Below are 12,493 nucleotides of genomic sequence, written 5' to 3' on the forward strand. Positions count from 1 at the left end.
TGCCCGTCGGGTATTGCTGGCGGCCCTCAACCGCCGCTGACGGTGAACGCCCGCGTGGGGCGGGCGTTCACCGCGGGCAGGGTTAGCGCTCGCGGCGGGCCATAAACTGCGCCAAATCGACCAGGCGGTTTGAGAAGCCCCATTCGTTGTCATACCACGCGAGGATCTTGACCATATTGCCGCCAATCACCAGCGTTGACAGGCCATCGATAATAGAAGAGCGCGGGTCGCCCTGATAGTCGCTGGAGACCAGCGGTTCGTCGCTGTAGCCCAGAATACCCTGTAGCGGACCCGCCGCCGCCGCCTGGCGGAATGCCTCGTTCACCTCTTCCGCCGTCACCGCGCGCTCCAGCGTAACGGTAAGGTCGACAATCGACACCACCGGCACCGGAACGCGCAGCGAGTAGCCGGTCAGACGACCATCGAGCGCCGGAATCACTTTACCCAACGCTTTGGCCGCGCCGCTGGAGTAGGGAACGATGGATAACGCTGCCGCCCGGGCGCCGCGCAGATCTTTTTCCGGCTGGTCGTGTAGCGCCTGGCTGTTGGTGTAGGCGTGGGTGGTGTTCATCAGGCCATGCTGGATCCCGAAATGCTGATGCAGAACCTGGGCGGCCGGGGCCAGACCGTTGGTGGTGCAGCTTCCGTTGCTGACCACCGCATGCTGCAGCGGATCGTAAAGCTCGTGGTTCACCCCCATCACGATGGTTAAATCATCATTCTTGCCGGGCGCCGAGATGATCACCCGTTTCGCGCCGCCGCTGTGAATGTGGACCGCCGCTTTTTCACGTTCGGTGAAGAACCCGGTGGCTTCGATAACGATGTCCACCTCGGCGTCTCGCCACGGAATACGCGCCGGGTCGCGTTCGCTGTAAACGATGATCGGTTGACCATCAACGCTGAGCTTTCCGTCGGCGGCCTCCACGGCCACCGGCAGGGTGCCCAGCAGCGAGTCATATTTCAACAGGTGGGCCAGCGTTTTGCTGTCCGTCAGATCGTTGATTGCCACAATCTGGATGTCCGGATTGCCCAGCGCCGCGCGCAGGACGTTACGCCCGATTCTGCCGAAACCATTAATACCGACCTTAACCATGATCAACTCCTTATTTGTTGTCTCTGGTGGTACTTTAGGTGGTCGGCATTTTGGCGTAAATGACGAATAACGATCACTTTACGCCATTTTGCGGCAGTGAAAGCGCTGGCGATATTCTCCCGGCGTCAGGTGCAGCTGCTTTTCAAAGATGCGTCGCAGGTTGATGGCGCTACCCAATCCCGTTTGCTCCGCGACGCGTTCCAGCGTGTCGTTACTCTGTTCGAGCCGTTCTCTGGCGGCGGCGAGCCGTGCTTCGGCGACGTAGCGCGCCGGAGAGATTCCGGTTTCGCGGGTAAACACGCGGCTGAAATTGCGCGGGCTCATGGCGACCTTTTCCGCCAGCTTCTCCACGCACAGGTCGCCGGTAAGGTTGTCGAGAATCCACTTCAGCAGCTCGCCAAGCGGCCCCGGGCCGTTGATTTGCTGGAGGTTATAGCGGCTAAACTGCAGCTGGCCGCCGGGGCGACGCAGATACATCACCATATCCTGGGCGATATCGCGGGCGAGGCTAAAGCCGTAATCCTCCTCCACCAGCGCCAGCGTCAGGTCGAAACCAGAGCTGACGCCGCCGGATGTCCAGATGGCGCCATCCTGGATATACAGCGGCCCGCCTTCGACGCGAATCTCGGGAAAGGTCGCCTGCATCGACTCCAGCAGTTTCCAGTGGGTGGTGGCCCGTCGGCCATTGAGCAGGCCGCTTTGCGCCAGCAAAAGCGCGCCGCCGCAGATAGAAGCGATACGGCGTGCGTGGGGAGCGGCGAGACGTAGCCAGTCGACAACGGCGGTGCCTTCCTGCTCGTTTTGCCCTTTGCCGGTGATGATGATGGTATCGAGAGGCTCGCGCGGATCCACTTCGTGAAGGCGGTGGTCAGCAAGCAGGTTCAACCCGGACTGACCGTGGACCACCTGATGAGGCTGGGGGGTGGCGACGGCGACGCGATAACGCGGCGCCTGAGCGCCGTCGGCATGCAGTCGGTTTGCCTGCATCAGAATGTCGGCAATACCGGCGGACTCAAACAGCATGCCGCCATCGGGGACGATAATCAGTATTTTCTTCATGTCCTGAAAAGTAAACCTTTGACAAAATAAGTCAACAGGGAAGATGGCGGCGTTGCGCAAGACGATGCGGGCGTTTGAACTCAGTCATCATCACCTTCTCCGGATTTAAGTCAGGAACGTGTCAACGCTATTCAGGACGGAGCAAATAAAAGCCCACGGCGGGGTTTTTACGGCCATAGAGAGCGAATATTTGCAAAAGATTAATTTCATTGTTCGGTTTAATTTAATTGGCAGAACAGAAACCGGTTACTGCGCGTCTCTGAGTTATTAATTCATCATGGTGTTGGATGATATTATCACTCGCAAAAATAATGTTAATTAATATAATAAAAAGCACAGGCATTACGGTCATTAAATTAACATTTATCATACAACTCATTTTTTTGTTTGTGAGCGGTTTCATCATTTTAAAACGGTAACCAGGGTATGGTTTAGCGGCATTTTGATCTGACCTGGTGGATATCATGAAAAATAACTACAAATTACACGAATTCCTTGATGTTGACCGGTTGCAAACGTTACAGGACAATTTTAGTCAATCAATGATGATTGCGCTGGTGGTGGTCGATCAGGACGGTATTCCGGTCACCCAGGCGAGCGGATTCTCTGATTTTTGCGCCCGCTCGAGAATGAATGCCACCCTGGCCCGCCACTGCTATGACAGCGACAGCGCCGGGGGGCGGGCGGCGATGCTTGCCGGCGAACCGGTGGTCTACCGCTGTTACTGTGGTTTTGTCGAATTTGCCGTGCCCATTATGATCAATAATCATTATCTCGGCGCCTTCATCTCCGGGCAGGTCAAAGTCGAAGCGGAGAAAGAGCAAACCATTCCCTATATCCTCAACAATAATCATCTGTGGCAAGACAATCCCTGGCTTATCAATCTGCATGAGAATACGCCGCGCATCCCCTACGATCGCTTTGAATCGACGGCCTACACGCTGCTGCACGTGGCCTCCTATCTGGTCGAGCAGGCTCATGCCAACAACATCCAGCGTGAACTGCGGCAAAAAGAGCAGGAGCTAACCTGCGAACTGCGTAAACGCGTGGCGATCGAACGTTCATTGCATGAGGCCGAGTTCAAAGCGCTCTCTTATCAGATTAACCCTCACTTTTTGTTTAACGTGCTGAATACAATAGGTCGTCTGGCGTTTCTCGAAGATGCCAGCCGTACGGAAACAATGGTGCATGACTTTTCCGATATGATGCGCTATTTGCTGCGTAAGAATAACAATGGTCTGATTACCCTTGGCCGCGAAATGAATTATGTCAATTGCTATATGTCAATTCAAAAAGTCAGGATGAATGAGCGCTTTGACTATATTTGCGACATTCCTGAAAAATATAATGAAACGGTTTGTCCTTTTTTAATTCTCCAGCCGCTGGTGGAGAACTTTTTTAATTATGTTGTCGAACCGCGTGAAACCAAAAGTCACATTATTCTGCGTGCTACCGATGATGGTAAAGATGTGATTATCGAGATAACCGATAACGGGGATGGTATTTCACCCGAGGATATTGAGCATATTCTCTCCGGCAACCAGAATCGACAGAAAGGCGGGATCGGCATTAATAATATCAACAACCGCCTGCAGCTGTTATTTGGTGAACACTATGGTTTGCAGATAGCCAGTCCCCATAAGCCGATGCTCGGCACCACGGTCAAACTCCGGTTTCCGCTGGCGCCGACTGAATCTGGAGTGTGAGAATGTATAGCATTGTTATTGTCGAAGATGAGTATATTGAGTCGGAGTCGCTCAAGCGCATCGTCTCGCGCTGCGTGGAGAACGCTGTCATTCATGAAGCGGCGACGGGGAAAAAGGCCATTCAGCTTATCGATGAACTTAATCAAATCGATATGATGCTGGTGGATATCAACATTCCGTTACCCAATGGCAATCAGGTTATTGAGTATCTCAAGCAGAAAAACACGCAAACCAAAGTCATTGTCACCACGGCGAATGATGACTTTGATATTGTGCGTCATATGCTGAGCCTGAAAGTGGATGACTATCTGCTAAAACCGGTTAAGCAGAGTATTCTCAGCGATACGATTCGTAAAACCTTGCTGGTGGATGAGCAGGGGGCTGTCGCGACGCGGGAGCAGCGGCAGACGATAAACGACCTGATGAGCGATTGTGATTATCCCGGCTGGCACACCTGGTTATTCGCTATTCTGGATGCGGCCTGCGCGCAACAGACGCCTGATAACGAAGGCGTGAAGAGGCTGACCAACGTGCTGGAATTGCTCCAGCAGCACCTTGCCGGGTTCGGCGATAAATATACCCCGTGTCGGTATCAGATTACCGATCTGATTCAGAGCATTCATCAGCACGGTCTGGCCGCCGGTCGCTACTGGCAGGTGATGGTGGGGTTGTTAAATCTCAGTCGCGCTATCTTCGAGCTGCTGTTTAAAAGCGCCAGCGGCGGCATGGATTTTGTCGCCAGAGCACGCTTCCATATTGAAAAAAACATGCTTAACAACATGACGCTGGATGATATCGCCGCGGAGTCCTTCGTCAGCCCGTGCTATCTGAGCCGGGCGTTTAAAAAGAGTACCGGTAGCGGGTTCTCCAGTTACATTACCAGCCGCAAAATCAACATCGCCAAATCTCTTCTGCAATTCAGCGATTTAAAAGTGAACACCATCGCGCTGGAGCTCTCCTGGCAGGATGCGAACTATTTTTGTCGGATCTTCAAGAAAGAGACCGGCATTGCGCCATCCGATTATCGCCGCATCGCTTCGCCCGAGGCGGGCTGATCGCCACCCGGTCTTTTTTGCGCTTGCCCCAGCGTAAGCGCAAGAAAGTCCGCTATCCCGGCAAGATTGTTTACTCGCCGCCGCGCCGCGCGCCGCTAAGATGGAACACCCTTCTTTATACAGTGGCCCTGCCATGGATGAATACCTCTTTACCTCCGAATCCGTTGCCGAAGGGCACCCGGATAAGATGGCGGACCAGATTTCTGACGCCATTCTCGATGCCTGTTTACTCAGCGATCCGTGGGCCAAAGTGGCCTGCGAGTGCCTGGTCAAAACCGGGGCGGTGATTGTGGCCGGAGAGATATCGACCGATGCCAGTATCGACCTTGAGCAGATTGTGCGGGCGACGGTGAAGTCTGTCGGCTACGACCACTCGTCGAAAGGTTTTGACGCCGCAACTTGTGCGGTGATCAGCCTGCTGGGCAGGCAATCTGCTGATATTGCTAACGGGATCCGCGCCCGCGATCCGACCTCACTGGGGGCCGGCGATCAGGGAATCACCTTCGGCTATGCCTGCGATGAAACGCCACAGCTGATGCCTGCTCCCGTTCTCTACGCTCACCGGCTGATGGCGCGTCAGGCGCAGCTGCGTAAAACACGCCAGCTGGATGGGTTATTACCGGATGCCAAGAGCCAGGTGACGCTGCATTATCGTGACGGACGGGTCGATCATGCTGACACCATCGTGGTTTCCACGCAGCATCGCGCCGATCTTCCGCTGGCGACACTGCGTGAAGCGGTGCTGGAAGAGGTCATTAAACCGGTTATTCCGGCGCGCTGGCTGATTCCCGCCACGCGGCTACTGATTAATCCTGCGGGGCCGTTTATCAACGGTGGACCCGCTGCGGATTGCGGCCTGACCGGACGCAAAATTATTGTCGATACCTATGGCGGCGCAGCGCGCCACGGCGGCGGGGCGTTTTCCGGTAAAGATCCTTCGAAGGTCGATCGTTCTGCGGCCTATGCTGCGCGCTACGTGGCGAAAAATATCGTTGCGGCGGGGCTCGCCACGCGATGCGAAGTCCAGCTGGCCTGGGCCATTGGCCTTTCCCGACCGGTTTCGGTGGCCATCAATACATTTGGGACTTCCCGCCTGTCGGCAAAGCAGCTGACGCAGTTGGTCGACCGTCATTTTGACCTCAGCGTGTATGGCATCATCCGCGAGCTTGATTTGCTGGCGCCGCGCTATCGCCAGACGGCCTGCTACGGCCATTTTGGTCGGGAAGTCTTCCCCTGGGAAAGCACGGATAAGGCGCCGCGGTTGCGTGACGATGCCGCCGGCCAGCTGCGCGCGTCGGTGTGTGCCCCCTTGCATGAAAAATAACAGGAGAGAGATATGTCCGGGCAGAGCTTAGGCTTAATTGAAACCGTTGGCTTAACGGCGGCGGTAGAGGCCGCCGATGCGGCAATAAAATCGGCGAATGTCGAACTGGTCGGATACGAGCTGACGAAGGGCGGCGGGCTGGTGACCATCAAATTAACCGGTGAGGTTGGCGCCATGAACGCCGCCGTGTCCGCCGGGGTTGCCGCCGCCAGCCGGGTCGGGCAGGTCTACGCCTGGAAAGTGATTGCGCGTACCGCTGCCGGGATCGACACTCTGATTGCCTCATCGCAAACGTGCGGCGCGCTTCCTGAACCGGCAGCGCCTGTCGCCGAATGCCTCCCGGCGGCAGAGAACGGCCCTGATGCGACGATTGCGGTGGTCAATATTGCCTCTTGCGCAGAGGTCGCCTCCTGCCTGGCCTTCGAGGAGAGCCCGGAGGTTGCGTCGGCAGAATCACCCGCGGCGGAGAGTGACCCGGCGCGGGTTCAGCCGGTGGGTAAAGAGGCTGAACCTCAGCCTGCACCCGCGGCGCAGACGAGCCCGGAGGAGAAAAAAACGGCGCGAACCCGGGCGAAGAACACCCGGCGCTAACTTACATCGTTTCAGTTGAGCCACCTGCGGGTGGCTTTTTTGTCGTTGCGCATCAGGAAAACGGCGGCGAGAGGGGGTGAGCAGTGTTTGAACCATCGGAATTAAGCGTCGCATGGCGCCAGGGGAGAGGGGGCGGAGCTGAAAAGGGGGGAGCACTCCGCAGCGCGTTGCGGAGTGCCGGCGCGTCAGGTTAATCAGGACAGCGGATGATTCGCCGTCTCCCCGGCGGCTTTGGCGGCAGGGAGGTTGCGCCCGATACCGAAGCGATAGATAGCCGCGCCGAGGATCCCGCCGATGACCGGCGCAATCAAAGGCACGAGGAAGTAGGGGATCTCTCTGCCGCCGGTCATGGCAACGGAGCCCCAGCCGTTCAGAAAGGTGAACAGTTTTGGGCCAAAATCACGAGCCGGGTTCATGGCAAATCCGGTTAGCGGCGCGGTCGCCGCACCGATGACCGCCACCAGCAGGCCAATCAGCAGCGGTGCCAGCGGCCCTTTCGGCACGCCGTTGCCATCGTCGGTCAGCGCCATGATCAAGCCAATCAGCATCGAGGTAATGACAATTTCCACCAGCGCCGCAAGCCAGACGCTGATGCTGGCCGCCGGATAGGTCGAAAAGATGCTGGCCAGATACAGGCTGTCCTGACTGCCGCGCACCATCTGGTGGGCCTGTTCATAATCAGCGAACAGATTGTGGTACAGCAGATAGGTCAGGGCGGCGCCGCAAAATGCGCCAGCCATCTGCGCCAGGATATAAGGCGCGACTTTTTTCGCCTCAAAGCGGGCGAACATCCATAACGCGATGGTGACCGCCGGGTTAAGATGAGCCCCGGAGATCCCCGCCGTCAGGTACACCGCCAGCGCAATCCCCAGCCCCCACACAATGCAGATTTCCCAAAGACCGAAGCTGGCGCCAGCCAGTTTTGCCGCACACAGTACGCTGGTGCCGAAAAACAGAAACAATCCGGTCCCCAGAAATTCTGCAATACACTGTCCGGTTACTGATTCACGAGAGTCACTCATAGTTTTTTCCTGTATTAAGCGATGCGCTACGCCATCTCTTAACGATTGGGGTACAAAGGATAAGAGCGCGAAATCATTTTTTGCGTTGTCAGGATTAGCCGCCGATATGGCAATGAAATCCCATCGATTCAACGAGTTTTTTCAGGTTGGCCATTTTGACTTCGGAGTGCGAGCCGACATCCCCCATGGGATAAATGCGGCCCAGCAGGGTATATTTATTTTCGCCAAAGGTGTGATAAGGCAGGAGATGAATGGTGTCTACCCCGGACATCAGGCGGGCAAATTCAGCAATGCTGCGAATCTCCTCCGGGCTGTCGTTAACGTCGGGAATCACCGGGATGCGCACAATAACGTGAGTGATAAAGGAGATGCGAATCAGGTTTTCCAGAATCGTACGGTTATCAACCCCCGTATTGAGTTGATGAAGCGTCGGGTTAACGGCTTTTATATCCGTCAATGCCAGATCGACCCACGGAAAGACCTCCTCAATCACCGCTTTGCGGGTCATTCCCGTCGTTTCCATCGCCGTATGCCAACCCTTGGCTTTACAGGCTTTCAGAAGCTCGCGGGCAAACTCCGGTTGCGCCAGCGGTTCACCGCCGGAGAGGGTAATCCCGCCGCCGGAGCGCCGAAATAAGTTTTCCTCTTTCTGCAGCTCACGCATCACCTCGCTGACGGTCATGCGTTTGCCTTTCATTTCCAGCGCCTGGGTCGGGCAAACCGCGGTGCATTGGCCGCACTGAATACAGCGTTCGCGGTCGATAAAGAACGGATTGCCAGGGGAGAGCGCCCGCTGTTGACAGACCTCCACGCATTTTCCGCAGCGAATACAGTCGCTTTTTTTATAGATTAACTCGGGCTGCGGGCGCTGAGATTCCGGGTTGCTGCACCACTTGCAGGCCAGCGGACAGCCTTTAAAAAAGGGGATCGTGCGGATGCCGGGGCCATCATGCAGGGAGTAGCGTTGAATATTGAATAACACGCCTTCGGTATCGTATTCGACTCTGTTCATAACATCACTCGTCAAAAAAGCGACCACAGGCAACAGCAAGTCAGCCGCTAAAATCGGGTCTGATAAAGGGCCATACGTCGCCGTATGGCCCTGGCAGGTCAGGCAAAATCAGAATTGCTGTTCGGTACGGCTGATGATGTCATCCTGGACTTCTTTCGCCAGCACCACGAACTGCGCGCTATAGCCCGCAACGCGAACCACCAGGTCCTGGTGCTGCTGCGGATTTTTCTGTGCTTCCAGCAAGGTGTTGCGATCGATAACGTTAAACTGTACGTGCATCCCTTTCTTATCGAAGTAGTTGCGCACCAGACCGCCAAAGTTTCGCAGACCCTTTTCCCCCGCCAGCGAGGAGGGCAGGAATTTCTGGTTGTAGAGCGTACCGTTCGAAGCGATAAAGTGATCCAGTTTGGCTACCGAGTTGGCGGCGGCGGTCGGGCCGAGGGTATCTTTCCCCTGGCGCGGCGATACGCCGTCGGCAAGCGGTTCTTTCGCCAGGCGACCGTCCGGCAGGGCGCTCACGTCTTTACCAAACAGCACGTTTGCCGACACCGGATAGATACCGGCCTGGAAACGTCCGCCGCGTGGGTTGGTGTACTTCTCCACTTCCTGGCAGTAGATCAGCGCGCACTGGCGGGCGACAAGATCCACGTCGTCGATGTCGTTACCAAAACACGGCGTATTTTCCAGAATATGGCGAATCTCTTCATAACGCGGATTTGCCGCCGACGGGGCCGGACTGGTGCTGGCGAGCTGACGATAGACTTCGTCTTTAATCTCTGCCGGATTCAGCGAACCGTGCCGGTCGATAATACGTTTGACCACTTCGTAAATATCCTGCTCGCCGAGAGAGGATTTTGCCGCCGCGCTATGCGGGTGGCCACCGACCGGGTAGCCGAAGTTGGCGTCCAGCGCGCCCTTCAGTTCCTGAAGCGTCAGGCGACGATCTTCAAACACCTGTTTTTGGATGGCGTAGACGGAGTCGCCGGTATCGGCAATACCGAACGCCTGCGGGCCGGTAAAGTTGTAAATCGCGCCGCCTTCCTGCAGGGATTTACCGCGGCCAATGCAGTCATCCACCAGCGCGGAGAGGAACGGCAGCGGGCAGCGTTCGCCGTGGGCAATGTCGACGCTGTTGCACGCCTCGACCAACTGGTGCACAAAGTGCGCCATCTGTTTTTTGAAGGCGGCGAAGAAGTCGTCCATACCGGTGTACTGGGTCATTTCGCCGGTCATCGGCCCCAGCTGTTTGTTTCCTGAGCGGCCGTTGTTAAGGGTGATCTCCAGGACCTTCGCGACGTTGAAGAACGCCGCGTCGTGCCAGCCTTCGGTGCGATGAGGCGCCTGCGGCTCCACGCAGCCGATGATGCAGTAGTCGCGGGCGTCATGCAGCGAGACGCCGCGGTTTTGCAGCGCCGGGATGATCACCTCATCGTTGTACATGGCCGGTACGCCAAGCCCCAGACGGACCAGCTCGCAGGCGCGATACAGAAACTCATCCGGCGTGCCTTGCCAGACGCGAATCGAGAAAGAGGGCTGCGGTAAACGCACGTGGGCCGTGGCTTCCATGCACATGTAGGTTAGTGGGTTGGTGGCGTCGCGACCATCTTCCGTCTGACCGCCCACGCACAGGTTCTGGAACACGGCGTAGCCGGCGAAGGCCTGGGCAGAAATCTCATCGCGGGTTTTGTTGATATCGTTAAGCTTGATCCAGCAGCAGTCCACCAGCTCCTGGGCAAATTCGCTGCCGATGGCGGTATCCGCCGCCAGATACGGATACATGTACTGGTCGAAGCGGCCGGGGGAAATCGAGTGGCCGCTGGATTCAATCTGCAGCATGCTCTGAATAAACCAGAAGGTCTGGCAGGCTTCCCAGAAGGTTGTCGCGCCGTATTCCGGCACGCGGGTACAGTTGCTGGCAATCTGTTCCAGCTCGCGCTGGCGGATAGGGTCGCGTTCTTCACGGGCAAGGCGCGAGGCTTCCTGCGCGTAGCGATGGGCGAAGTTGATTGCTGCCTGATAGCTCAGAATAACGGCGTTGTAGAACTGCTCTTTTTTGATGTAATCAGAAGTGCGGCGGTCGAGATTCTCCAGCGCGCGGGTGACTTCATCGATGATCCCACGAAAGCCGATTTTCAGTACCTTGCCATAGTCGACGCTGACGTGTCCGACACCGCCAAAGAAGTAGTTGCCGACGGTGAAGACGCCGTTGCTCATGCTCTCTTTCGTCCCTTCGGACATATAGGCGGCGGCGAGCGAACTGGTGGTTTTACCCGGCCAGTATTTAAAAGCCTGGTGGAGCTCATCGGCGGTTTTTTTCTCAATAATAAACGGGTCGGCAACACGCTGTGCCATGGTGTCGAACTCTTTTTCGACCCACTCATAAGAAAACTCAGGGCAAATTTCTGTTGAACGCGGATTAATCGTGACGGCGCCGACGATTAACTCGTCAGGGCGAATAGTGACCGGCAGTTCGTTAAATATTTTCTCAACGACTTTTGCCCGACGCATAATAGCGGGAAGCTGTTCATTCTCTTTATATGCCTCGGTTGCCAGCACCGCACGTTCAGATTCTACATATGGTTTAGCATGCAGGATCATATTTTTAAGTCTTACTACACGATCGGTCGGATGAGTAAAGCCTTTCTCTAACATACAATAACTCCCGAAATGATATAAGCGTGGGGTATTACCACACCTGAGTTTTTTTACCTGACGGTAGTGCCGGGTACGCTAGCTAATAGTATTGCTGCCGATTAAACTAATAAATTGACGTAATATTTCCGGGTGCGCCATCCAGGTCGTCGCGGTGACAAGATTGCCGTCATGTACCGCCTCGTGGTCTGCGGCGCTCACCCATATGCCGCCAGCCATTTCAACTTCAGGCTTCAAAGTGAAATATCCCGTCAGCGTTTTACCTTTTAATATCCCGGCGGCAACCAGAATTTGTGGTCCATGACATATCGCGGCAATCGGTAGCGAAATATTATTCGCACAGTGGATGATATTTAATACCATCCGGTTGAGGCGTAAATATTCCGGAGCGCGGCCGCCGGCAAGATATATCCCACAATATTCCTGCACTCTGACCTCATCAAAAGAGGCGGTTAAGCGGAACAGGTGGCCAGGCTTTTCGCTATAGGTTTGATCGCCCTCAAAATCATGAATCGCGGTCTTGATATATTCCCCGCTGCGTTTTCCAGGGCACACCACATCCACTCTGAAACCTAACATGCTTAATGCCTGCCACGGCACCATGACTTCATAGTCTTCAGAGAAATCGCCTGCCAGTAGCAAAATTCTTTTCATAAGCGAACTCTCAGAACGGACTGTCATCATCCTCAATAATACGCATGGCTTCATTCACTGCGGCGATCTCGCCGAACAGCGCCAGCGTCGTGATATGCTGCGGACAGCTGCCAAAGATCTCCGATACCGCAACATGTGCGCTTTTACTTGCCAGATCGGCGTAAAAGTACAGATCGGGTACTGGCAACATCATCAACCCGATAGCGTCAATGCGGATGCTTTCCAGCCGGTTGCGAGCTTCCGAAGGCATCCGCCTTTTCAGCATGGCGAGCGTTTCCGCCGTCGGCGCGTTGATAATGCGTTTTTTCATGATCGGGTCAGCCAT

Annotated in this window: 11 protein-coding genes; 4 read left to right on the top strand and 7 right to left on the bottom strand. The window is 55.7% G+C overall.

Features of this window, described 5'->3' with window-relative positions; translation table 11 throughout:
• Window positions 1–82: 82 nt before the first annotated feature.
• Together gap and CWM52_RS01050 are read right to left on the bottom strand one after the other, a co-directional pair.
• Window positions 83–1,093: a type I glyceraldehyde-3-phosphate dehydrogenase gene (gap, locus tag CWM52_RS01045; RefSeq protein ID WP_100682396.1), complete on the bottom strand. Its 1,011-nt coding sequence runs from the start codon at window positions 1,091–1,093 to the stop codon at window positions 83–85.
• A gap of 78 nt (window positions 1,094–1,171) precedes the next feature.
• The gene (locus CWM52_RS01050) at window positions 1,172–2,152 is read right to left on the bottom strand and encodes a GlxA family transcriptional regulator (RefSeq protein ID WP_100682397.1); all 981 of its coding nucleotides are present in this window, start codon (window positions 2,150–2,152) and stop codon (window positions 1,172–1,174) included.
• Window positions 2,153–2,616: 464 nt separating this feature from the next.
• Here CWM52_RS01050 and CWM52_RS01060 point away from each other — a divergent pair, with 464 nt between their 5' ends.
• The 4 genes from CWM52_RS01060 (at window position 2,617) to CWM52_RS01075 (ending at window position 6,828) form a co-directional block, all read left to right on the top strand.
• Complete coding sequence (locus tag CWM52_RS01060; RefSeq protein ID WP_206057657.1) at window positions 2,617–3,858, top strand: PocR ligand-binding domain-containing protein; 1,242 nt, start codon at window positions 2,617–2,619, stop codon at window positions 3,856–3,858.
• Window positions 3,859–3,860: 2 nt separating this feature from the next.
• Window positions 3,861–4,913: a response regulator gene (locus CWM52_RS01065; protein ID WP_100682400.1), complete on the top strand. Its 1,053-nt coding sequence runs from the start codon at window positions 3,861–3,863 to the stop codon at window positions 4,911–4,913.
• Window positions 4,914–5,046: 133 nt separating this feature from the next.
• Entirely contained in the window at window positions 5,047–6,237 is a 1,191-nt protein-coding gene (metK, locus tag CWM52_RS01070) for a methionine adenosyltransferase (RefSeq protein ID WP_100682401.1), read from the top strand.
• A 12-nt stretch (window positions 6,238–6,249) separates the two neighbouring features.
• Entirely contained in the window at window positions 6,250–6,828 is a 579-nt protein-coding gene (locus tag CWM52_RS01075; RefSeq protein WP_100682402.1) for a BMC domain-containing protein, read from the top strand.
• A 194-nt stretch (window positions 6,829–7,022) separates the two neighbouring features.
• On the opposite strand, the gene CWM52_RS01080 is transcribed toward CWM52_RS01075, so the two are convergent.
• From CWM52_RS01080 to CWM52_RS01100, 5 genes are all read right to left on the bottom strand, one after another.
• Window positions 7,023–7,850, bottom strand: coding sequence for an MIP/aquaporin family protein (locus tag CWM52_RS01080; RefSeq protein WP_100682403.1), 828 nt, complete (start codon window positions 7,848–7,850; stop codon window positions 7,023–7,025).
• A 94-nt stretch (window positions 7,851–7,944) separates the two neighbouring features.
• Window positions 7,945–8,862 (bottom strand): glycyl-radical enzyme activating protein, encoded by a 918-nt coding sequence (locus CWM52_RS01085; RefSeq protein ID WP_100682404.1) that lies wholly within the window; start codon window positions 8,860–8,862, stop codon window positions 7,945–7,947.
• A 108-nt stretch (window positions 8,863–8,970) separates the two neighbouring features.
• Window positions 8,971–11,514, bottom strand: a complete 2,544-nt coding sequence (gene grpM, locus CWM52_RS01090; RefSeq protein WP_100682405.1) for a glycyl radical diol dehydratase GrpM — start codon at window positions 11,512–11,514, stop codon at window positions 8,971–8,973.
• Window positions 11,515–11,592: 78 nt separating this feature from the next.
• Window positions 11,593–12,168: a DJ-1/PfpI family protein gene (locus CWM52_RS01095; RefSeq protein WP_100682406.1), complete on the bottom strand. Its 576-nt coding sequence runs from the start codon at window positions 12,166–12,168 to the stop codon at window positions 11,593–11,595.
• A gap of 10 nt (window positions 12,169–12,178) precedes the next feature.
• The gene (locus CWM52_RS01100; RefSeq protein WP_100682407.1) at window positions 12,179–12,478 is read right to left on the bottom strand and encodes a hypothetical protein; all 300 of its coding nucleotides are present in this window, start codon (window positions 12,476–12,478) and stop codon (window positions 12,179–12,181) included.
• Window positions 12,479–12,493 lie beyond the last annotated feature (15 nt).

It is taken from the genome of Raoultella sp. T31 (assembly GCF_002806725.1).
In the GTDB taxonomy this organism is placed as follows: domain Bacteria; phylum Pseudomonadota; class Gammaproteobacteria; order Enterobacterales; family Enterobacteriaceae; genus Klebsiella; species Klebsiella electrica.